The sequence below is a fragment of the Frankia sp. CcCS3 genome (assembly GCF_977927575.1).
This window is the reverse complement of the sequence record NZ_CDWRCL010000047.1, coordinates 1-21,193: the sequence shown is the minus strand read 5'-3', so window position 1 is coordinate 21,193 and position 21,193 is coordinate 1. Positions and strand designations below refer to the sequence as shown.

Here is a 21,193-nt window from a genome sequence, read left to right as displayed (position 1 = left end):
GCCGAGGCGGCCCGCGCCGAGGCCGAGGCCGTCGCGGGCGAGGCGGTGAGCGCGCTGGGGGCGCCGAGACGCGCCTGGCCGCCGCCGAGGCGGCCAGGCGGCAGGTGGTCGAGCACTCCGCCGAGACGGTCCGCGCGGCCAACGACGCCGCCGAGGCGGCCCGCGCCGAGGCCGCACGGCGCATCGACGAGGCCGTCGCCGCCCGGGAGCAGGCCTCAACGCGGCTGGAGGAGGCCCGGCGCGCCGCCGAACGCGACGCGCACACCCTCACCGAGCTACGCGCCGAACGCGACGCCCTGCGCGAGGACATCCGCCGCGAACGCGCCGAGGCCGCCCGCGGCCGCGCCGCCGCCGACACCGAGATCACCCGGATCCGCGCCGAGGCGGCGGCGCAGCTCGACCAGGTCCGCGCGGCCGCGGCCGCCGAGGCTGAGCGGGTGCGTGCCGAGGCGGCGGCCGAACTCGACCGCGTCCGCTCCGAGGGCGAGGCCCGCCTGGCCGGCGAACGTCAGGCCGCCGCCGAACGTCTCACTGTGATCGGCGAGGCCCGCGCCGAGGCCCGGGCCCGCGCCGAACGCGCCGAACGCCAGGCCGACGAACTGACCGCGGAGCTTCGCGCCGTGCGCGCCAGCCCCACCCGCCCCGGCCCCACCTGATCAGGCCCCATCCGGTCAGGCCCCATCTGATCAGGATCGCTCTCGTCCGGCGGGCAACACGGACCGGTGCATGAGCACGGATGCGACGTGGGTCAGGGCACGGCGCAACGCGCGACGCGGAACCCCACGTCGTCGAGGTGGAAGGCCGGGTGGCCGCGGCGGCGTACGGAGGCCCGGCAGCTCCAGTGCTCGTCGAACCACCCACCGCCCCGCAGCACCCGATAGGTGCCGTAGACCTCGGTGTCGTACAGGTCCCAGCACCAGTCCCACACGTTGCCCAGCATGTCGTACAGGCCCCAGGAGTTGGGCTGTTTACCGCCCACGTCGTGGATTCGCCCGTGGGAGTTGCCGCGGTACCAGGCAATGTCGTCGAGCGGCCCGTACCGCGGGCCGCTCGTGCCGGCCCGGGCGGCGTACTCCCACTCAGCCTCGGTCGGCAGCCGGTACCCCTCGGCGCGGGTGTCCCACTCGACACCCTCCCCGTCGGCACCCTCGCCGTCGGCACCGTCGCGGTGGGACAGGGCGTTGCAGAGCCGGACCGCGTCCCACCAGGAAACCCCCTCGACGGGCAACCGGTCCCCGTGGGCCGAGCCCGGCCGCTGGCCGACAACCGCCGCGTACTGCTCCTGGGTAACCGGAAACGCCGCGAGACAGTACGGCGCGAGCTCGACCGACCAGCTGCGCTGCGTTCGCCGGTCGCACAGCGTCACCCGCCCCGGAGGGATGGAGATCAACGTGTTTCCCACGCCCGCGTCCATGGCCGGCGATCTTACCGAAGCTCGTCCGCACGGAGAGTCCCGGTAGGCGCGCGGGCTGTCCGTCTAGAGTGTTGCTCTATGGGAGGTGCCGGGATTATGGGAGGCGTCGGGGTAGCGCCCAGTCGGGCCCGGCTGGTGGACGCGGCCGTGGCCTGCGTGCTGGAGCAGGGCTGGGAGGCCACGTCCATGCAGGCGGTTCGGCGCCGGGCCGGTGTCAGTAACGGCAGCCTGTTTCACTACTTCCCCACCCGGGGGGACCTGGCCGCGGCCGTGGTGGGTGCGGGTCTTGCCGATCATCAGAGCGCGCTGTGGGGTGAGCTGCACACCTCGACCGGGCCCCGCGACGGCGTGACCCGCCTGGTCACCCGCCATCTGCGGTGGGTGGAAGAGCATCCGCCGCTGGCCCGACTGCTGCTGACCGCGCCGGTCGATGTCCTGCGCGGCACGATCGATGAGCGCACCGCCGCGGACAACCGCGGCTTCTTCGCCGCGGTGGCCGACTGGCTGCGTGGCCACGGCTGGTCCGACCGGCCCGACCTGGCGGTCGTCGTCGCGCTGTGGATCGGCCCCGCCCAGGAATACAGCCGCCACTGGCTCGCCCGCCCCGCGGGCTCCCCGACGCTCGTCGCCGACGACCTGGCCGACGCAGCCTGGCGGACGCTCGGTCCCCTGCTCACCCCGCAGAAGGAGTCATGACCCGTTGCTTGCAGTGCTACCGCCGTGCGCTCGACACGTTCACCACCATCGTCACTCGCGTGCCCGCCGACCGGTGGGACGCCCCGTCCCCCTGCCCGGTGTGGACCGGGCGGCAGCTGACCGGCCACGTCATCGACCCTGATCAGATCCGGTCGTACGGGAAGCGTGCGAATACCCGCACCGGGCATCTTCGGTCGGTGGCGCGGTATCTGGGCTGGCGGGCGCCGACGGCCTTGGAGTTGAAGGAGTTGGACGAGTTCCTGCTGGCGCAGGCGTTGGAGCATGACTCACCGGTTCTGCTGTTCCGGTTGGCGTGCGAGTACCTGATCTCGGCGCGGGTGATCCGGCCGGGTCCGGTGATGGTGGTCGAGCGGGTCGCGCACGCGCGGGAGGAGGCCCGGCGGGAGACGTTCGACCGGCTGGCGGACGAGTTCACCGACCAGCGGTGCGCCGGCCTGGACGGCCTGCTGGTGGACGATCCGATGATCGGTATGACGCGGTTACGGTGGCTGGCCACCGGACCGGTCGAGGCCTCGCCGGCGGCGGTGAAGGCTGAGGTAACGAAGCTGGAGTTCCTACGCGGTCTGGGCGCGCACACCCTGGACCTGTCCGTGCTGCCGGCCGAGCGGCGTAGGTTCCTCGCGACGGTGGGCCAGCGGTTGACCGCGCAGGCGTTGCAGCGCCGCGAGCCGCAACGCCGCTATCCGATCTTGCTCACGATGCTGGCGCAGTCGGCGACCGACGTGCTGGACGAGGTCGTGCAGCTGTTCGACCAGGCTGTCTCGGCGCGGGAAAGCAAGGCCGCGCACAGGATGCGCGACAAGCTGGCCGAGCGCGGCAAGGCCGGTGAGGACCGCCAGGCCCTGCTGGACGCGATCCTCGCCATCGCCGCCGATCCAGCAGTGCCGGACGAGGACGTCGGTGGGTTGATCCGGGGGGAGAAGGTCGGGTGGGAGCGGCTGCGGTCCGCGCAGGCCACCGCGTTGCCGCCGCTGCCACGTGATCATGGGCATCTGGCCGCGTTGGACGGTTCGTACGGGTACCTGCGGCAGTTCACCCCGCAGGTCCTGGAGGCGGTGACATTCGCCGGCGGCACCGCCGCGACCGACCTACTCAAGGCGGTGGCGATCCTGCGGGAACTGAACGCCACAGGCGCACGGAAGGTCCCCGACACCGCGCCGGCCAGCTTCGTCCCGGCCCGTCGGCGTGGCTACCTGGACACCGCGGCGAAGCCAGGCAACGTCGCCGCCTACCGGCACTACTGGGAACTGTGCACGCTCCTGGCGCTGCGGGATGGTCTGCGCACGGGCGATGTGTTCGTGCCCGGCTCGCGCCGCTACTCCGACCCGGCCGCCTATCTGCTCACTCCGAGCAAGTGGGCCGAGCAGCGGGTCGAGTTCTGCCGGCTGGTCGGCAAACCCGCCGATGCAGACGCGGCGCTGGCCCAGGTGCAAGACGAGCTGCGCACCGCCCTCGGCGAGGGCGATGGCCCGGTGCGGCTGGATGGCGACGGGGACCTGGTGATCTCCCCGCTGTCGGCGGAGGATGTCCCGTCCGACCCGCGCACAGCGAGAACATCAACTTCTTCGGCGCGATCGAGGTGGACATCGAGGGCGAGCTCGCACAGCTCGGGCCGACCGGTTACCGGCCACTGCGCGTCCGCGACACGCTGTTCTGACCACGGCAGGTCGTCGTGCACGGCTTTTAAGCCCGGATGCCCTCGCCACCGCTGGCCTGGCCCCGTCCGATTCACCCCGACGGCCCGCGTCAGGCAGGCTGGGTGATGAAGGCGGTGATGGCGTCCAGGCCGGGGTGGTAGCCGTCGCTGGTGTCGATGGTGAGCCGTGGGAGGTCCAGGCGGATGTCGACGAAGGCGCCGAGGGAGTGGCGGCCGGCGGCGATGTCGCTGAGGAGTTCGGCATCGCCGTGGGCGGCGCGGTGGGGGTCGAGCCCGGCGCGGGTGGTGATCCGCTGGTACGCGGTGGCCGGGTCGACGGTGCAGCGGATGATCCGCACGTCGGCGTGGGCGGTGAGCGGTTCCAGGTGGGGACTCCATAGCCGGTCCTGGAACGCGGCTTCGGCCACGACCGTGGCGCCCGCCTTCGCCAGGGTCTCCAGGACACCGAAGAAGGCGTGAAGAGCGGGGAGGTTGAGCGGGTCGTCGCCGCCGGCCTGGTAGCCGGGGCTGGCCAGGACCATTCCCTGTTTGATCTCGTCGCGGATCACCGCCGGGCAGCCGACGGCCGTGGCGACCGCGTGGGCGAGGGTGGTCTTGCCGGTTCCTGGCGGGTCGCTGACGACGGCCAGCACCGGCCTCCCCGTGGTCATGCCTCATCCTTCCACGCGCGGAGGTTCGCCCGCGGTCTCGCGAGGCGGTAGGCGATGAAGCCGGGCTCGTGGGACAGGCGGGCGAAGGCATCGGGGTGGGTGCGCGCCATCTCCGGCTGGGGCTGGTGCTCGAGGAGAGCGTCGAGAACGAAGCCGGCGGCGGTGAACTCGGCGATCCAGTCCTGCAGGGGCTGCCGCTAGTAGCGGTGGGTGAACCCGCACGACCACTGCTCCTGCTCGTGGCGGGCCTCGAAGTAGCCGCCGCCGCTGGCCCGCCAGTCGGCGGTGGGATGGCTGGTGGAGATGACGAGGGCTCCGCCGGGGCGCAGGATCCGGAACAGTTCGCGGAGCGCGCCGGCGCGGTCGGGCAGGTAGTGGATGACCAGGGCGAGCAGTGCCAGGTCGACGCTTTCGTCAGGCAGCCAGTCCAGTGGCTGGTTCAGGTCGTGCTGGCGCAGTTCCGGGGTGGGGCCGAGCCGCTCGCGGGCGATGTTGATCATGTCGGTGCTGGCGTCGCAGCCGATGAAGTGGGCGCCGCCGCGCAGGAGTTCGGCGGCGTACAGACCGGGCCCGCAGCCGGCATCGAGGACGGTGAGTCCCGCGACGTCGCCGAGCAGGCCGAGCACGGCGGGCCGGTCGTAGTGGGCGTTGTAGGCGCTGACCGCGGCCTCGTCGGCGAAGAGGTGGGCATACCCGTCGTAGAGCGCCCGGCCGGCGAGGGCTTCCGTCATCCCCGTCCTCCCTGGTGAGCGGCTTCCAGATCGACGGTCCGGCCGGACGGCGGCGAGGGGAACATGGTGTCCAGCAGCGCCGGGTCGGCAGGCTCCGCCGCGACGAAGGCCGGGTAGAGGGTCCGGACGGCGTGCTCGAAGGCGTGCGGCGGCACGGGCCGGTCGTACTCGATGGCGGCGTCCAGGCGCTCGTCGAACTCGGCGATCCAGCGCCGGTAGCCGACCACGAGGGGATCGTCGGCGGGCCAGGCGGCGTAGATGCGACGGTGGGCGAGGGTGAAGGGGGTCGGGCTGCGCCGGTAGGCGGCGGCGACGGTCCCGGCCGCGCCGGGAACCTGGTGGTAGACGCTGCTACAGGCGCCGGTGTAGGCGAACCGGTAGCCCTCGGCGTACAGGGTCAGCCACATCGCCCAGTCCTCGCAGTGCTGGAGGGTCTCGTCGAACCGGGCCGAGGTTCCAGTGTAGTTGCGGACGGTGACCGCTCCGGTGTGGATGAAGTTGGCGACCAGCAGGAAACCGGGATCGAAGGGGTAGCCCTTGCGCAGGACGGCGGCGCCGTCGGCCGGCCGCGGTATGGCGTCGACCCAGCGGTCGCTGACCAGCGCCGCGCCGTAGGCCACCTCGACGCGGGGATCAGCCAGGGTGGCGGCGGCGGCGGCCAGGTGGTCGGGCAGGAAGACGTCATCGTCATCCAGGAAGGCGAGCAGGTCTCCGGAGGCGGTGGCGGCGCCCAGGTTGCGGGCGTGCGAGACGCCCCGCCGCTCTGGCAGCTCCAACAGGGTGATCGCGAGCCGCCCGCCCCAGGCGTCGATGACCTGCTCGGGTGGGGTGCCGCCGTCGGCGACGACGATGACCTCGAAGTCGCGCAGGCTCTGGCGGTCCAGGCTGCGCAGGGCCCGGTCCAGGTGCGCGGGCCGGTCGGCGATGGGGATGACGACACTGATCACTGGCTGCTCCCGGCGTAGGGCTGGCAGCGGACTCGGGTGGTGGCCAGCTGCCAGGCCCGGCCGCCGGGCGCGGTCAGGCGCGCGGCGGTTCGGGCCGGGACGGCGGCCAGTCGGTAGATGTCACAGCGGGAGTTCCCGCCGCCCGCCTGCTTCGTGCGGATGTGGAGTTCCCGCAGGGCGCGGCCGTCGCGGCTGATCTCGATGCCGCGGCCGTGCTGGGCGTCGGTGACGAGCAGGGTTCCGCCCAGGAGTTGCTGGCAGCCTCCGGCGAATTCGGTGAACAGCGCGTCTGGTGGATCGGCGTCGTAGGTGAACACGATCTCGCCAGTGGCGGGGTCGATCTCCAGGACGCGGGAGCGGCGCACGGCGCGCCCGTTGTCGAACACCAGCACGCTGCCGCCGGGCAGGGCGGAGGGCTGGTGCGGCCCGGACAGCTGGCCGGGTCCCCACCACCAGCGCACCGCACCGGCGCGCGGGCTGACGACGGCGATCAGGTCGAGCTCGCGCACCGCGACCAGGGTGTCGCCGTCGTCCCACAGGCCGGCCGGATGGGCGGGCACGGTCTCCAGGGTGTTGGCGTGCAGCACGTCGCACGGCGAGCCGGGCAGGTCCCGCAGCACACGGGAGACCTCTCGCCCGCGTCGCCCCGCGAGTCGGTGCAGGTCAGCGCATCCGGACGTCGCCGTGGCGCGGCGGGCGAGCTCGTCGTGGACTAGGCCGCGCAGGTGGTCGACGGTGGCGAGCAGGTCGTACAGCGAGTGCTGCTCGGCTGGCCGCCCGCCGGCGTCGAGGACGGTGATCTGGTTGTCCAGCAGCAGGTACGGGCCGCCGGGCGCCGGGATGAGGCGGGGCTGCTCGGTCAGGACGTGCACCCGCCCGTCCGCGGCGACGTCCAGGTCGTGGTGGGCGGGCACCGGGGTGCTCCAGGCCACGCTGGAGTCGGGGCGGAGTTTCAGCACCGCGTGCAGCAGCACGATCGCGTACAGGCTTCCGTCGGGGCCGAGCTCGACGTGGTTCCAGCCGCGCAGGTACGACGGCGGGTCGTCGCCGGGGTCGGGCTGCCCGGCGGCGTTGCTCCAGGCGTGTACGAGCCGGCCGTCTTGGTCGGTCAGGCACGCCACCGGGTCCTGGTACGACGCCGACCGGCGAGAACAGCAGCAGGACGTCGTCCGGCCTGCCGCGGTCTGGGTTCTCGCCGGTCACCGCATCTCCTGGCGCACGGCGTCGGCGAGGCGGCAGGCGACCTGCTCGGCGACGCGCTCGCCGAGCGTGGGGCTGGAGCCCGTCGCGGTGTAGACGACGCCGCCGACGGTGGCGGCGTCCGCCGGGAGCGGGAAAAGGTGATAGGTGAACCGGCGGGGCGGGTCGCCCACCGGCCCGGCGGGTGCGGGGCGGGTGGTGTGCGGGGCGATGTGCATGACCAGGCTGGACTCGACCATGCTCGCGTGGTGGTCGACGTCGCGGGGAATGCCGGTCTCGGCGGCCAGGGCGTCGCGGAAGTCCTCGCCGACCACGTCCCACCAGTTCACGATCATCACCCGGGTGCCGGGGATGGCGTCGGCGATGATCCGCGCGGCCTCGCAGAGGAAGCTGATGTTGTCGATCGCGGAGTTGACGACGACGAGGCGGCGCAGGCCGTGGCGCGCGAGCCCGGTGAGCACCTCGGTGATCAGGCGGGTGAAGAGGTCGCCGCTGAGGTTGAGGACGCCTGGGAAGTCGCCGCCGAGGCGCTGGGGCGGTGTCGCGACCCCGTAGCCGAGGGTCGGGGCGATGAGGGCGCCGGGAAGGTCGCGGGCGAGCCGGCCGGCGAAGTAGTCGCTGATCATCGTGTCGGCGGCCAGCGGCAGGTGCGGGCCGTGGGGCTCGACCGCGCCCACGAGCACGATCACCACGCTGGCGGCTTCACCGGTGTCGGGAGCCGGATCGCGGGTCGCGTCGTCGAAGGCGGGCCAGGTCATCTCGCCGAGCAGCAATTGAGGAAGTCCTCCTTGTTGCAGCAGCCGCCGTCTGCGGCACACGGCGCCCAGGTCGCCCCGTGGTTCTCCAGGCAGAACCCCGCGTCCTGGACGCGGCCGACCGGGTGCAGGTCCTCGGCGGAGTAGCGCGAACAGCGGTAGGCCACCCCGTGGATGTCGATGAACAGGTAGTCGTGCCCTGCCCGGCACTCCAGACCCCGCGGGCCGGCGAGCGCGGTGAGCGCAGGCCTGGTCAGCGCCGGGTCGCCGCCCGCCTCCTCGATGACCTGAACGGCGCGTTCGTGGTCGTGGCGGTGAGCGCAGGCCTGGTCAGCGCCGGGTCGCCGCCCGCCTCCTCGATGACCTGAACGGCGCGTTCGTGGTCGTGGCCGACGGCGCACAGCAGCGGCACCGCGCCGGTGGGGCTGGCGGTCGGGGTGTCCGGGTCGTAGCCAAGGTCGAGATTGAACCGGAGCCCGGCCGCCCGTGCCGCGTCGCGTGCCCGCCGGGCCTGCGCAGCCTCGCCGGGGTCGAACAGCAGCGCGTTTACGACGACGAAGCAGCCGGGCGAGCGCGGCGGCGTCGATAAACTTCTCCAGGCTGATCTGGCCGGGGTGCCAGGTCAGCCACAGCGACACCTTGGCCATCTCGGCGGCCTCGGCCAGCAGGGGCAGGCGACGCTCGAGCAGCGAGGCGTTCGACAGCAGCTCCACGTAGCGGACGTTGTCCTGGCGGGTGAGCCAACCGGCCTGTTGGAGGAAGAACGAGGACGTGAACGGTTCGCCGAGGCTGCCCAGGCGGACCTCGACCGGATGCGGTCGGTTCCCGATCCAGCCGACCACGGCCGCCAGCACGTCCCGGTCGGCCGGGTTGGTCCAGTCGTAGCGGCGGCTCTTGGACCAGTCCCCGGTCGACACGCAGTACGGGCAGCCGAAGTTGCACAGCCGCTGCCCGGCCACGTACCAGATCCTCATCGCGTCGGTCATGGCGGTCCTCCTCCCAGTTGGGTCAGCCGAAGGCGGCGATCGGGCGGAACTCACGGGCGCCGTAGTCGAGCCGCTGGTTGTGGCAGCGCCGGCACGGCAGGCCCGCCGGCGCGTCGTCGACGCCGAACACCTGGCGGCGCAGGGCGACCGCGGCGTCGCTGGTCATGATCTCGTGGAGGCTGCCGGCGGTGATGTTGCCGAACCGTTCCCGTTGGTAGTAGTCGTTGCAGCACAGGAACAGGTCGCCGGCAACGCTGATGTTGGCATGGTGGACCGGCCAGCCGCAGCCCGTCAGCCGCCCCCGGATGTCGACGTTCTGGAAGTAGCCGCCGCCCACGGCACCGGCCCGGTCGCAGGTGGCACTCGCGAACACCTCCACGCCGGCGGGCTCGTACCGGGCGCGCACACCGGCCAGGTTGCGGTCGAGGCTCGCCCCGACGCCGTTGACGACGATCTGGACCGGCAGCCCGGCCTCGATCGCGGTGTCCAGGTTGGCCGTGGTCCGCAGGAAGCTCCGTGAGCCGGTGAGGCGCGCGAACTCGGCCTCGTCGGTGGAGGGCAGGTTCACGATCAGGTGCCGCAGCGCCCCGGGTCGGCGCAGGGCCTCGATCCGGTCGGGGGTGAGCGCGGAGGCGTTCGTGTAGAGCGCCAGCTGCAGGCCGTACCGGGACAGCACGCCGAGCCGGTCGGTGAACAGCCGGTCCAGCAGGGGCTCGTTGAAGAACTGGAACGTCACGTACCGCAGCGTCGGGACGGCCGCCAGCTTGGCCGCGACCTCCTCGAACAGCCCCAGCTGCATCGTCCGGCGCGGCTTGGGATCGGTGGCCACGGGGCAGAACCGGCAGCCCCAGTTGCAGTGCGCGGTCACCTCGATCTCGCCAGAGATCAGGTGATAGCCCCGGCACAGCTCGCCCGACTCCTGCAGCCAGCCCCGGGCCACCGCCGCGGCGACCAACTCGGCGCCGAACCGCTCCGCCAGCGCACCGGCCTCGACCGGGCCCGCGGCGCTGGCGCGCAGCAGGTCCAACATCGCCTGGTCGCTCTGCCACACGATCCGGAGGTCCAGACCGACGATCCCGAAGGCCACACCGGGCCCGGGCGGTTCCCCGGTGGGTGCGGTGGGCCCGTAGGTGTCGCTCCAGTAGCTGACCGGGGACGCCTCACCCGGCATCACCCGGGTCAGGTACGGCGAAGTCTGCAGGTGACGGTCACCACCACCCACGCCAGACCCCTCCCCGGCTCGGCGCGCCCGATCCAGGGCGCGGACGGCGGGCGCTTGTCACTGCGCACCACTCTGCACAGTGCAGGAACTCACATCGTGAGGACAGTATCTGAGTCCGGACCGAACGTGACAAGCCCCTGACGGGTTTTCGGCGCCGCGCGGTGGGGCGGAAGGGCGCGAGAAGGAGTCAGGGGCCGCAGCCTTCTGGAACGGCTGCGGCCCCTGACGGCTGAGGACGTCGGTCGCGCTACCTGCCGTGCCGCACTGGCTCCTCCGCCAAGCCGCCGAGCAGGTCGTCGAACTCGCCGTCGGTCACACCGGCCACGAAGGCACCCCACTCGGACTCGGTGAAGTAGAGGACCGTGCCGCCCAGACCAGCGGCGCCCCGCACCATGATCGCCTGCCGCCCCGGCTCGAAGACCTTGTCGTCCCGGCGGAAGTCCGCCGGGACCTGCTCGGCCGGAATGTGCCCGGTGATGATACCGCCGTCCCCAACGCTGCCCCAGATCTGCGCGCCGGCCTGCCTCCTGGTCTCGTCGACGAAGGCCGCCCAGACGTCCGGGGTGAACCACAGGTCGGGGCCCGACGGGAACTTGGAGTCGCGGACGCCTATCCGGCGGGCCGCGCCAGATCCGGCCGCGGCCACCTGAACGCAGTTGGCAGTCGGCTCGCTGCGAGTGGACTTGCGCCAAGCGGTGACGAGGGGGGCGATGGCGGGCGTGCTCACGGCACTGTTTATGGTGATCGCTTCCTAACGGTCAGGCAGCTTCGTCGCGGCCTGGCTGATGAACTCGACGCTGCCGGCGGGAGACAGCGCCACCTCGGCCAGCAGGTCGTACCGCTCGGCGTAGCGGGCGACCTGCGCCGAGTCGGTCACGATGACGTCGGTGGTGATGGACTCGATCGCCGCCACCACCGGGTCGCCCGGGTCGGGGTAGGTGTAGAGCGACAGCGATCCCGGCAGCGTCTGGTAGTCGCGCACCACCGCCTCGATCGGCAGCACCCGCACCGTGACGTTCTCCTCGCCGGCCCGGGCCGCCAGGTGCGCGAGCTGCTCGCGCATCACCGGCGGCGGCGCGGAGGGCCGCCGGACCGCGGCCTCGTCGATCAGCAGCTCGTAGCTCGGAGCGCCCGGGCGCCGCAGCATCCGCTGCCGACCAGCCCTGCCCTCCAGCACGCCCTCGACGGTGGCCTCACCCGCGGGCATGACGCCCGGGAGCAGCAGCCGGGCGCGGGCGTACTCGGCCGTCTGCAGCAGGCCAGGAACCGAACTCGGCTGGTACTCGCGGATGCCCACCGCCCCGGCTTCGAGGTCCGCGTACAGCACCTGCCGCTCGCCCATCACCCGGGCACCGGACTCCCACCAGCCCCTGGTCGCCGCATCCTGGGCGATCCTCAGCAGGCTCGTCCACTCCGCTCCCTCGACACCGAGCGCCTCCAGCAGCTTCATCACGTCGTTGATGTCCGGGGAAACCCGGCCGTTCTCCAACCGCGAGATCTTCGACCGGTCGACCCCGATGCTCCTCGCCAGCTCCAGGTGGTTCAGCCCGGCGGCCTCGCGGAGTCGTCTCAGCTCCTGCGCGAGCCGGTAGCGGCGGACGTACGGGCTGATCATGAACAATCCCAACGCGCGGACTCGTGAACTGTGCGGGGATCCGCACTTGTCGATCAGGCTATCAGTGCTGAAATTCGCGAAGATGCAGGCATCGGCACACCCGTCACCCGCGTCGGCGAGGCGCCGGACCGCTACCTGGCCCGATGGCCAGCTTCCGATCTTGTCGACAAACGGTCCCTTCCCGGCAAGATCAGAACGGCAGTTCGTCGCTGTAGCCACCCGCGAGCGCGGCCCAGGGGTCGATCACCGGAACTCCTCGGATGGGCCGATCGTCGATGTAGGTGTATGACCTCGGTGTCTGGGTTGTCACCAGACGCAGGGTCCGCTGCGCGAAGGAGTTCTCCTCCCAGCCGGGGAGATGACCCCCTCGTCCGCGCTGTGCGACCGCCGGATCCCCCCCCCCGACGGCGTCACAGCGTGGGACTCGGGGTCACATGCCGCAGGCCGGTACGGGTTCTCTGGAGGAAGCAGTGAGGATCCCCTGTGTCTGGCACGAGCTGGGACTGGCCGAGGAGCAGGAGCGGTCGATCCGCGTGATCATCTGGGTGGTGGTGGTTCTCGTCATCCAGGACCCGCTTCTGCTCGGCTGGTAGATCCCAGCGGCAACACAGCACCGGCGCCCTTGTCGCCTCCGCGGAGGCGACAAGGGCGCTTTGCCGTCGTGGGGGCGACCCGCCGATTGATGATCTTTTTCCGGTCAGGATGATCTTTTTCCGGTCAGCTCGACTGGTCGAAGACCCGGATCCCCGGGATCGGACTCTCCGTGGCCTGATCCGCCAGGACCCCCAGCGACAGCGCGATCGAGGCCAACGCCAGCGCCACCGGTTTGTTGTCGTCGATGTCGTGCATCTCCCGGGCGCCAGCGGCCGCCCGCCTCGCCAGCTCCCCGGCCATCACCCCCCGCCGCGCGCTGCCGCTCTGCATCCTCTCCGATACCCACCACACGATCATCCCCGTGCCCGTCCCCTCCGTCCCCCGAACACAGCAGCCCATCACCACCGAGAGATGTGTGCCGAGAACGTTCGATTATCGACAAGATCGGATAGCGGGGCGCCCGGCGGACACCCGCCTAGTTGACAATCTTGTATAGACGGAAGCCGCCGTAGGCGACGGCGAAAAACAGGATCGCGAGTAGGTCACCGCGGGCGATCAGCTGGAACCCGTGGTCGTGGCAGCGACTGAGCAGACCCCGGCGCCGCCGGTAGCACAGCCGGCCGGTCGTACGGGTCGCCGCGCCACAGCGGGACAGCCACGAGGAACACGAACAGCATGATCATCGCGAGGCCTCTCCGGAGGTAGGCGAGACATCGACGGGGCCGCGGCGCGGCGCCGGGAGGCCGGGCAGGATCCGCTCGCCGGCCATCCACCGCGCCAGCAGCTCCCGGTCGACCAGCTGGATGCGGTGGCGCCGCCCGAAGTCCGCGGCCGCGTCGGTGAACCGGCCCGAGGTGACCAGCAGCGCGACATCGGCACGGTGGTCCGTCCACGCGCAGCCGTTGCACTCCCGCACCGCGGACGGCCCCACCGAACGGCCCGGGTAGTGCTTGCACTGCACCGCGATCCGGGCCCCGCGCGGGGTGTAGGCAAGCACGTCCACACCGCCGTCCCCACGGCCCCCGACCACCCGCACCCGCAGGCAGCCGTCCCGGGTCAGGAGATCCGCGACGTGATGCTCGAACCCCGTCGGGCTCAGGGTGTCGACGGCGGCGGCCGCGGCCGCGGCCCTCCGGCCGATCTCGCGGATGCGGCTGGCGCGCACCGCGAGCCAGAGCCCGACAGCCGCCAGCACCACGAGGACCCCGAGCGGCAGCGTCCACCAGTCCCACGCTTTCACGAGCCCCTGGACCATCACGACGAGAACCACGCCACCGAACGCCACCGCCGTCACCCGGGGAACCACCCGCTCCCCCACCGTCGGCCGCGACGATGGACGCCCCCGCGCCCGGCGAGCCTGAGACGGACGAGTACGGCGAGCACTCGGACGACGCCGCGCAGACGAAGAACCCCGACGAGCCACCCATCCACTATTCGCGCACAACACGCCACATGAGGGTGCTTCGGCGACGTAGCGAGGAGATCCCGTCACGCAAACGGCACAAGAACCGGCCTACGTCGCTCCCGGGAAGACGAAAACGCACGTTTTCAATCCTGCGCGCCAGGAAGGTGCCGGTAAGAAACGTGTCACCAGCCGCAAACGCGGATGATCTTGTGCTGGCTGGCCACGTGTGCGAGACCGAGCGGCGACCGGGGTCGGGCCACGTGTCGAGTTGCTGGCGCGGTTCCTGGTCAGCCGCGGCTTCGGTAGTCGGCCGAGGGCCCGTCCTACAATGGTGCGGTGACCGACACTGTGGGTGGCCGTGCGGCGTTTCAGGTCTTGGTCCTGCCCTACAGGCAAACCGGGCAGGGCACGGAGTACGCCTTGTTCCGGCGTGCTGATGCCGCCTATTGGCAGGGTGTCGCCGGTGGTGGCGAGGCGGGTGAGTCTCCGGCGCAGGCAGCCCGGCGGGAAACCGCCGAGGAGGCCGGTCTGGTCGGCGAACGCGAGTTCATCGCGCTCGACGCGCGGGCCACGATCCCCGTCGTCTACGTCACCGGGGAGTTCACCTGGGGGCCGGACATGCTGGTGATCCCGGAGTACGCGTTTGGTGTCCGCGCGGAGGACGCCGAGGTGACGTTGTCGGACGAGCACACCGAGTACGGCTGGTTCAGCCTCGACGACGCGGTGAAGGCCGTGCAGTGGGATTCCAACCGCACCGCCCTGTGGGAACTGGACCATCGGCTACGCCACGGCGTCGGTCACCGCGCCGCCTGAGCGACCAGGTCCGCGACCCGGCGGCCGAGCACTGTCGCGGTGTCCGTCCCCGACTCGTACCGGGCGGCTGCGACTGACTCCGCACACTCGCGTAGTCGTCGACGATGTCCCCGCGTGTGGTCCGCGGTGAGGCGTGCGTGTTCGTGTGGATCGTCGAGGAGACCGTCGGGTAGACGCGCGGCGGTCAGGGCCGTGGTGGCCTGCTGGGTGTCCAGCGTCCGCCAGGCCGCTGGACTGGTATCGCGGAACGCCATGTCGATGAACGCTGTGACCGGTCCGCCGGCGGACCGTGCCACCGTGAACGCCGCCGCGACCGTGGAGGCGGGCAGGTAGGTACGGTTCTCCTCGTCGGTGAGGGCGCCGGTATCACGGGTGAGGCCGCGTAGGGCGGGGAACAGGGCGATCGTGGGCGCGCGCAGCCCGATCGTGGTCGGTAGGGCGTGGACCTGGACCGGGCCGTCGGGGTTGAGGAACGCCAGCGAGTTCGCGACCAGTGTCACCGGACCGGCTACGCCGGTCAGCAGGTGTAGCAGGGCGGTTGTCTTGCCACTGCCTCGCCCGCCGAGCAGGCACATCGCTCCCGTCGGGGTCATCACGCTCGCCGCGTGTAACGGGATCCAGCCCGCAGCGATGATGAAACTGGCCCGTGACCTCGTTGCTTATCGCAAGACCGGCTCCTCCCGCTCCGGGGGAACCCGTCACACCCGGGAGTTCCGCTGCCCGGCGCGGGCCCGGTTCGCCGCCGCGATACACGACCACGCAGCTCGCGGGCTCGATGTAGTCCCCGCGGTGCTGCCCAACGACGCCGGTGATCTCGTCACCGAGCATGGCGCCCACCGCTACCTGCTGGCCCAGCGCGCCCTGGGGGCTCCTCTGGGACAGGACGTGCGGCGTTGCGCCCGGAGAACCTCTCGGCGCTGCGGGACTTGCCGGTCACGCTCGTGCACGGCGACGTGCACCCGGGCAACATCCTGACCGCCGACGGTCACATCAGCGGAATCCTCGACTTCGATCTCGCCCGGCTGGCCCCGCCCGCCTACGAACTCGCCCGCGCGCTGCTCTACTGCACACCCCCCGCCGGGCCGGTCGCGAGCTACGCGCCGCGGGTGACCGCGTTCCTCGCCGGCTACCTCGCGGTGTGCCCGTTGAGCCAGCACGAGCTCGCGACGATGGTCCCGCTCTTCGAGACAACACAGATCATCGACACCTTCGGCCTCGCCGTGTGCGACAGCGCGACGCCAGCTCTGCTGGCTTTCGGGCACGCACGTTTCGCGTTGCTGTACTGGCTCCACCGCAACGCCGCAGCCCTGACCCTCTTCGCCCTGCAGACGCGCCAGGACCGGTTGTCGCTAAGGAACACGCGGCTGCAGGCGCTGGTCTAACCAGCCTGCGGTGCAGCCGCGGCGATGTCGTGGCGGGCCCATTTCGGGGTGCGGAAGGGGTTGAGGTCGATGCGGGTTGGCTACGTCAGAGTCAGCAGCGTCGACCAGAACACGGTGAGGCAACTTGACGGGGTGGACGTTGAGCGGATGTTCACCGACAAAGCGTCCGGGGCAGCGCACCCGTGCGATGTGGCTGTGGTCTGTGGATCGTGGCGTCCTATCCTGTCCGGATGCAGGAATCCACGGCGGGTCACGAACGTCCGGTGCGCGGCTTCGAGCTGATCTGCGAGATCGAGCCGCCGACCCGGCCGGACCTGACCCATGCCCGCCACCAGATCGGCGTTCTGAGCCCCGTCACCGACGCGTTCCTGATCCCCGACAACCACATCGGACGCGCGACGGTGTCGAGCATCGCCGTCGCCCACGAGGTGCAGACGATGGGGGGACGCAGCATCGCCTGCGTGAACTCCCGCGACCGTAACCTGCTCGGCTTCCGCCGCGACCTGCTCACCGCCGCGGCCTACGGCGTCGAGGAATTCCTGTTCGTCCACGGCGACAAACCCACCGCCGGGAACCGAACCAGCGACCTGACCGTGCGCGCGATGATGGACGAGGCCCGCGCGGCCAGCGAGGATCCGGTCTTCGCGGACATGCCGGCGTTCCGGGTCGGCGCCGCGGCCGGCCTACGTCCGCTGCCCACATGGAAACGAGCGGCCGACTTCCTGTTCGTACAGGTCAGCTACTCGATGGACGCCCTGCTGCGCTGGCGCGACGCCCATCCGGTCGAACTGCCGATCTACGCCGGCGTCATGGTCCTCGCGAGCGCCGGGATGGCCCGCCGCCTCGCCGCGACCATCCCCGACATCGACATCCCCGACGACCTCGTCCAAGCAGTCGAACGGGACCAGGCGGCCGGGGTCGAAGCGGCCTGCGACCAGGTGCTACGGCTGCGCGACAGCGGCGCCTTCGCCGGTGTGCACCTCGTCCCGGTTAGCCGCTACCGCCAGGTCGCCACCCGACTTGAGGACCTTCTCTAACCGCCCGGGCCGTTTCTCGCAGGTCTTGGTACCCCTCACGCAGGGTCCAGCAGTCGATCAGCTGCTCCGGAGTGCACTCCCGCCGCATGGAAGTCCGACCTGGCCCGGGAGTTCGGCATCAGCCGCGAGAACGCCGGCCTGCCGGCCTCTACTGGGACGACCTCCCCGAGGACAAGATCGCGGCGATCCCGGTCCTGGCGGCGCTCCGGTCTCACACAGGCTGACCTGGTCAGCGAACATTCCCTCCGGATAGAAATCCGGTGGCCTGCCTGGCAGGTCCTCCCAGCTCAGCGGGCCTGCCGCCTGCGAAAACGTTCTTCCCAAGCGGTGGAATGACCTACGCACACCACCTGGCGATCATGACTTCTCGGAATCCGTCTCACGCGAGATAGCGAGGCGCTCGCCCGCCATCTGGCCTGCTGGTTCCTCGACGAGGTCCAGCCGGCGATTGCCGGGGCTCTGGTGCTCGTCCGAGTCTCTGAGACCCCGGGGACCTGGGCCGAGTACGTCGTCGGCGCTGCCGGGCGACTGCCGGAGCCCCGGCCGGTCTGCTCGTGGCGGAGCGGTTTGGCCCGACGTTTCAGGGCGAGGGCGTCACGGCTGGCCAGCGGGCGGTCTTCCTGCGGCTGTCCGGGTGCAATCTGACCTGCTCGTTCTGCGACGAGCCCCATACGTGGGACTGGCGCCGGTTCGACCGGTCGGAGCACAGCGAAGCGATCCGGGCGCGCGCGCTCGTGGACTGGCTGCTCGCCCAGCCGGCCGAGCGGGTGGTCGTGACGGGGGGGAGAGCCGCTGCTCCAGCAGCGGCGGCTGGTCCCGCTCGTCGCGGAGCTCCATCGCGCCGGCCGTCGGGTCGAGATCGAGACGAACGGGACCGTCGTTCCCGCCGACGACCTGGTGGCGGCTATCGACCGGTTCACGATCTCGCCGAAGCTGTCCGGTTCGGAGGTTCCGGAGCCCAGGCGGATCGTGCCCGCGGCGCTGCGCGCCTTCGCCGGGCTGAGCAGCGTGGCGTTCAAGTTCGTCGTCTCCCGGCCCGCCGAGGAGATCGAGGAGATCGCCGCGCTCGAAGCGCGGTTCGGCACGTTGGCCGACAGGTGGGCCATCGATCTGATGGTCAGCCAGGAACTGGACCTGTCCCGCGCCGGCAAGAGCCCCACAGCCTTCGCCTCGATCTCGGACATGATCAGCGCGTTGTCCGGCCGGCCGGTGCGCGTGGGCAGCCCGTTCTGGCAGCTGACCAAGACGGAGATCGTCGCCTGGTACCTCGCCGAAGGGCTGCCCGCCGCCGACCTGCTGCGACATCACCCTCGACGACGACCAGATCCTCCTCCGACTCGGCGACCCGTCCGTTCCGGTGCCCGAACTGTTCGCCGCCGCGACCCACCGGGACAACATGACCACGGCGACGAATCCGAACAGCCGCTGGCTGTTCCCCGGCCGCCGCGCCGGCCAGCCACTACACCCCGGCAGCCTGCTCGACCAGATCCGCGCCCTCGGCGTCCCGATACAGGCCGCCCGGATCGCCGCGCTACGCCAGCTCGTCCTGCAAGCGCCCGCCCCGGTCGTCGCCCAGGCCCTCGGCTACCACCCGATCACTACCCAATGACACCGCGCCGAAGCCGGTGGAACCTGGAGCCACTACGCCCGGGAGGCCACGAACATGTTCGCTGACCAGCTCGTTCACATCGTCACTTACGACACGGCGTGGCTCGCCCAGTTCGCTGAGCAGCAAGACCGGCTCCGCGCCGTCCTGGCCCCGTGGCTGGCCGGCGCGATCGAACACATCGGGTCCACCGCGGTTGCCGGCATGCCCGCCAAGCCTGTCATCGACCTGCTCGCCCCCGTGCGGTCGCTCGACGAGGCCCGGAGCGCGGTGCCAGCGATGGAAGCAGACGGATGGCTGTTCTGGCCTGATGATCCGTGCCGGCACTACCGGCTTTGGTTCCTGCGTCCGCGACCCGACGCCCGCACCCACCATCTGCAGGTGGTCGAGCACGGCCACCCCCACGCCACGGCACTGCTCGCGTTCCGGGACGCGCTGCGCGCCGACCCCGGACTGCGCCAGGACTATGCGGATCTGAAGAAGCACCTCTCCGGCGAGCACCGCGACAACCGCAACGCCTACACCAACGCCAAGAGCGACTTCGTCGACCAGGTCCTGCGCAGCACCGGGATCCAGCCGCTGCCACGCGATCTCCTACCCGAGTAGAACCCGCCCTCCCCGCCACCAAGAGCGAGGACAAGCCGGGCCTGAGGCCCGAACCCGCGACACTCGAATACGCGACTCTGCCCGTCTCAAACCCCGAGTCGTCAACCCGCCGTCAGGCCTGCTCGCCGGAGACCGTCCGCTGGGGGCGTACGCCGTCCGGCCGGTAGATCCTGGCCGGCGGCCCGGGGGGATCGGTGCCGAGGGTGTTCCCGCAGCGGGTGGAGATCCACGCCCGGGTGCCGCCGGGATGCGGCGCCGGCCGCCAGCTTTCCAGGTCGTAGGTCTCGCCGGTGGCGAAGCCCTTCCCGCCGTTCAGCGCCGGTAGCTGCGCGAAGTTCTGATGGCACGCCAGCTGGTCGCGCAGACTGTCGGCAAGCTCGCCGCGCAGGCCCGTCACACACCCCTGCACGGCCTGCCAGATCTCGGCGGCAACCTGGCCGCGGTCCCCGGCGCGCCGCCCCTCGGGGGTGGGCCGCACCTGGACGCGGAACCGGCCGTCCGCCCACTGCTGCACGATGATCTCCTCGACGTAGCGGCTCGGGCCGCAGTAGGGCGTGCTGGCGCCGGCACGGCTGCCGGTGCCCGCGCCGGCGGCCTGCGGGCTGTGTGTCGTTTCGGGGCTGTGTGTTGCCTCGGGGCCGGGGATGGGGCTCGGGCCGTGCGCGGGAGTCGGGCCGCCGGGGGGATGCACCCCCGCGGCGGCGAGCAGCCCCACCGCCGGGACGCCCAGCAGGAGGACCCGCGCGAGGACCGCGCACAGGCGTGCCCCCACAATCCCGGACGCGGTACTCCCTGCGGTCCCCGCCACGTGTGCTCCCCCGGGTCCGGGGCGGGTGGGTTCCGCCGGTTACCGCCGCGTCAACCCACCGCACCGGCAGCCGTTAGGCGGCCTCGGGGGCGGGGCGTCAGCGGTGCAACGTACGGCGGCGGCCCACCGCCCGCCACACCAGCAGCACGACGATACCCCCGATGATCGAACCGACGATGCCGGACGGTTGCAGCGCGCCCTCGCTGAGATCACGGTTGAACAGGACGTAGCCGAGGAAACCGCCGACGAACGAGCCGACGATGCCGAGCAGGATCGTCGCAGGGATACTCATCGGGTCGGGCCCGGGCACGAGCAGGCGCGCGACCGCGCCGGCAACGAGACCAAGCAGCACCCAGCTGATGAGAGTCCAGACCACGGAAGACCTCCGGCCAGTAATGATCATCGATGGCCAACCGATGATCGAGGAGCTAGGACGTCCGCCGTATACCCGACCGACCCGGTTCGTCAAACAACGTCCGGAACGTCGTCCCGCGGACAGCCTGCCCGTCGAGATGACTCAGGAGATGGTGCGCCGCTGGATGGTGACCTCGTGCGGCTCACGGTCGGGGGTGTCGAGGGCGAAGCTGATGATCCGCCGAGGATGGATGCGGATGATCGCACCGTCGATGCGGCCGGCGGGACCGTCCGGGGCCTGGATGGCCTCCGCGGCGCCGCGGATCTCCAGGAAACGCACCCGCCACGGGTCACTGGAGACGATGTCGTCGATGACGATCGCGGCCCTGCCCTGCCGGGAGACGTTGTGGAACTTCTGGCTCGCGGCCATGTTGTACCCGCCGATGTCGATCGTGCCCAGCTTCTCGTTGAGGCTGAACCCGACCGGGTTGACCTGCGGGGTGCCGTCGGCCTGCACGGTCGCCAGCCGGCCCAGGGGCTGGGTGCGCAGGTAGTCGGTCTCGAGCTCGGTGAAGGTCATGGCTTGCCTCCTCTGGTGGGGCGGAGCGGGGCCACGGGGACCGCCCCGACACTAGGGCCTGTTTGGGAAGTTTATCGGGGCAGCCATTCGTTGATCGCGGCGATGGTGACTGTT

At 71.3% G+C, this 21,193-nt stretch carries 24 protein-coding genes and 1 pseudogene; 9 read left to right on the top strand and 16 right to left on the bottom strand.

Going from position 1 to position 21,193, the window contains the following annotated elements; all coding sequences use genetic code 11:
• A pseudogene (locus AC08OQ_RS06920) lies at positions 1–656 on the top strand (hypothetical protein); the annotation flags it as partial.
• A 92-nt stretch (positions 657–748) separates the two neighbouring features.
• Here the strand turns inward: AC08OQ_RS06920 and AC08OQ_RS06915 are convergent.
• Positions 749–1,414 (bottom strand): formylglycine-generating enzyme family protein, encoded by a 666-nt coding sequence (locus tag AC08OQ_RS06915; protein ID WP_476600329.1) that lies wholly within the window; start codon positions 1,412–1,414, stop codon positions 749–751.
• 96 nt (positions 1,415–1,510) lie between these two features.
• Here AC08OQ_RS06915 and AC08OQ_RS06910 point away from each other — a divergent pair, with 96 nt between their 5' ends.
• Together AC08OQ_RS06910 and AC08OQ_RS06905 are read left to right on the top strand one after the other, a co-directional pair.
• Positions 1,511–2,110: a TetR/AcrR family transcriptional regulator gene (locus tag AC08OQ_RS06910; RefSeq protein WP_476600330.1), complete on the top strand. Its 600-nt coding sequence runs from the start codon at positions 1,511–1,513 to the stop codon at positions 2,108–2,110.
• Complete coding sequence (locus tag AC08OQ_RS06905; protein WP_476600332.1) at positions 2,107–3,894, top strand: DUF4158 domain-containing protein; 1,788 nt, start codon at positions 2,107–2,109, stop codon at positions 3,892–3,894. Before AC08OQ_RS06910 ends, AC08OQ_RS06905 begins: the two co-directional genes overlap by 4 nt.
• Here the strand turns inward: AC08OQ_RS06905 and AC08OQ_RS06900 are convergent.
• From AC08OQ_RS06900 to AC08OQ_RS06860, 9 genes are all read right to left on the bottom strand, one after another.
• Positions 3,878–4,438 carry a P-loop nucleotide/nucleoside kinase family protein gene (locus AC08OQ_RS06900; RefSeq protein ID WP_476600334.1) on the bottom strand — a complete coding sequence of 187 codons (561 nt, stop codon included), beginning with the start codon at positions 4,436–4,438 and terminating at the stop codon, positions 3,878–3,880. The two genes, AC08OQ_RS06905 and AC08OQ_RS06900, sit on opposite strands and share 17 nt — an antisense overlap.
• A 197-nt stretch (positions 4,439–4,635) precedes the next feature.
• Entirely contained in the window at positions 4,636–5,169 is a 534-nt protein-coding gene (locus AC08OQ_RS06895; RefSeq protein ID WP_476600336.1) for a class I SAM-dependent methyltransferase, read from the bottom strand.
• Positions 5,166–6,116, bottom strand: coding sequence for a glycosyltransferase family 2 protein (locus tag AC08OQ_RS06890; protein WP_476600337.1), 951 nt, complete (start codon positions 6,114–6,116; stop codon positions 5,166–5,168). The genes AC08OQ_RS06895 and AC08OQ_RS06890 overlap by 4 nt, the downstream gene beginning before the upstream one ends.
• Positions 6,113–7,237: an arylsulfotransferase family protein gene (locus tag AC08OQ_RS06885; protein WP_476600339.1), complete on the bottom strand. Its 1,125-nt coding sequence runs from the start codon at positions 7,235–7,237 to the stop codon at positions 6,113–6,115. The genes AC08OQ_RS06890 and AC08OQ_RS06885 overlap by 4 nt, the downstream gene beginning before the upstream one ends.
• 78 nt (positions 7,238–7,315) lie before the next feature.
• A complete protein-coding gene (locus AC08OQ_RS06880; protein ID WP_476600341.1) occupies positions 7,316–8,089 on the bottom strand; it encodes a creatininase family protein in 774 nt (257 codons plus the stop codon).
• Positions 8,071–9,057 (bottom strand): hypothetical protein, encoded by a 987-nt coding sequence (locus AC08OQ_RS06875; RefSeq protein WP_476600343.1) that lies wholly within the window; start codon positions 9,055–9,057, stop codon positions 8,071–8,073. Before AC08OQ_RS06875 ends, AC08OQ_RS06880 begins: the two co-directional genes overlap by 19 nt.
• Before the next feature lie 22 nt (positions 9,058–9,079).
• Positions 9,080–10,279, bottom strand: coding sequence for a radical SAM/SPASM domain-containing protein (locus AC08OQ_RS06870; RefSeq protein ID WP_476600345.1), 1,200 nt, complete (start codon positions 10,277–10,279; stop codon positions 9,080–9,082).
• A gap of 247 nt (positions 10,280–10,526) precedes the next feature.
• Complete coding sequence (locus AC08OQ_RS06865) at positions 10,527–11,006, bottom strand: DUF397 domain-containing protein (protein ID WP_476600346.1); 480 nt, start codon at positions 11,004–11,006, stop codon at positions 10,527–10,529.
• Positions 11,007–11,030: 24 nt separating this feature from the next.
• Positions 11,031–11,894 carry a helix-turn-helix domain-containing protein gene (locus AC08OQ_RS06860; RefSeq protein WP_476600348.1) on the bottom strand — a complete coding sequence of 288 codons (864 nt, stop codon included), beginning with the start codon at positions 11,892–11,894 and terminating at the stop codon, positions 11,031–11,033.
• 470 nt (positions 11,895–12,364) lie between these two features.
• On the opposite strand from AC08OQ_RS06860, the gene AC08OQ_RS06855 reads away from it, so the two are divergent.
• Positions 12,365–12,487: a hypothetical protein gene (locus AC08OQ_RS06855; protein WP_476600350.1), complete on the top strand. Its 123-nt coding sequence runs from the start codon at positions 12,365–12,367 to the stop codon at positions 12,485–12,487.
• Between the two features lie 124 nt (positions 12,488–12,611).
• On the opposite strand, the gene AC08OQ_RS06850 is transcribed toward AC08OQ_RS06855, so the two are convergent.
• Together AC08OQ_RS06850 and AC08OQ_RS06845 are read right to left on the bottom strand one after the other, a co-directional pair.
• Positions 12,612–12,818, bottom strand: a complete 207-nt coding sequence (locus AC08OQ_RS06850) for a hypothetical protein (protein ID WP_476600352.1) — start codon at positions 12,816–12,818, stop codon at positions 12,612–12,614.
• Positions 12,819–13,167: 349 nt separating this feature from the next.
• A complete protein-coding gene (locus AC08OQ_RS06845; RefSeq protein ID WP_476600354.1) occupies positions 13,168–13,782 on the bottom strand; it encodes a restriction endonuclease in 615 nt (204 codons plus the stop codon).
• Between the two features lie 447 nt (positions 13,783–14,229).
• Here AC08OQ_RS06845 and AC08OQ_RS06840 point away from each other — a divergent pair, with 447 nt between their 5' ends.
• Positions 14,230–14,706, top strand: coding sequence for an NUDIX hydrolase (locus AC08OQ_RS06840; RefSeq protein ID WP_476600356.1), 477 nt, complete (start codon positions 14,230–14,232; stop codon positions 14,704–14,706).
• Here the strand turns inward: AC08OQ_RS06840 and AC08OQ_RS06835 are convergent.
• On the bottom strand, positions 14,691–15,302 hold the full coding sequence (locus AC08OQ_RS06835; protein WP_476604778.1) for a hypothetical protein: 612 nt from the start codon (positions 15,300–15,302) through the stop codon (positions 14,691–14,693). The genes AC08OQ_RS06840 and AC08OQ_RS06835 overlap by 16 nt on opposite strands.
• Before the next feature lie 297 nt (positions 15,303–15,599).
• On the opposite strand from AC08OQ_RS06835, the gene AC08OQ_RS06830 reads away from it, so the two are divergent.
• From AC08OQ_RS06830 to AC08OQ_RS06815, 4 genes are all read left to right on the top strand, one after another.
• A complete protein-coding gene (locus tag AC08OQ_RS06830) occupies positions 15,600–16,088 on the top strand; it encodes a phosphotransferase enzyme family protein (RefSeq protein WP_476601924.1) in 489 nt (162 codons plus the stop codon).
• 230 nt (positions 16,089–16,318) lie between these two features.
• A complete protein-coding gene (locus tag AC08OQ_RS06825; RefSeq protein ID WP_476601928.1) occupies positions 16,319–17,125 on the top strand; it encodes a methylenetetrahydrofolate reductase in 807 nt (268 codons plus the stop codon).
• Positions 17,126–18,482: 1,357 nt separating this feature from the next.
• Complete coding sequence (locus AC08OQ_RS06820; protein WP_476601925.1) at positions 18,483–18,734, top strand: hypothetical protein; 252 nt, start codon at positions 18,483–18,485, stop codon at positions 18,732–18,734.
• A 54-nt stretch (positions 18,735–18,788) separates the two neighbouring features.
• The gene (locus AC08OQ_RS06815; RefSeq protein ID WP_462188994.1) at positions 18,789–19,337 is read left to right on the top strand and encodes a GrpB family protein; all 549 of its coding nucleotides are present in this window, start codon (positions 18,789–18,791) and stop codon (positions 19,335–19,337) included.
• 112 nt (positions 19,338–19,449) lie between these two features.
• On the opposite strand, the gene AC08OQ_RS06810 is transcribed toward AC08OQ_RS06815, so the two are convergent.
• The 3 genes from AC08OQ_RS06810 to AC08OQ_RS06800 all read right to left on the bottom strand — a co-directional run bounded on the left by AC08OQ_RS06810 (position 19,450) and on the right by AC08OQ_RS06800 (position 21,079).
• Positions 19,450–20,145 carry a DUF2599 domain-containing protein gene (locus tag AC08OQ_RS06810; protein WP_476601926.1) on the bottom strand — a complete coding sequence of 232 codons (696 nt, stop codon included), beginning with the start codon at positions 20,143–20,145 and terminating at the stop codon, positions 19,450–19,452.
• Positions 20,146–20,242: 97 nt separating this feature from the next.
• Positions 20,243–20,521 carry a GlsB/YeaQ/YmgE family stress response membrane protein gene (locus tag AC08OQ_RS06805; protein WP_462188996.1) on the bottom strand — a complete coding sequence of 93 codons (279 nt, stop codon included), beginning with the start codon at positions 20,519–20,521 and terminating at the stop codon, positions 20,243–20,245.
• A gap of 141 nt (positions 20,522–20,662) precedes the next feature.
• Entirely contained in the window at positions 20,663–21,079 is a 417-nt protein-coding gene (locus tag AC08OQ_RS06800; RefSeq protein WP_476601927.1) for a PPOX class F420-dependent oxidoreductase, read from the bottom strand.
• Positions 21,080–21,193: the final 114 nt, after the last annotated feature.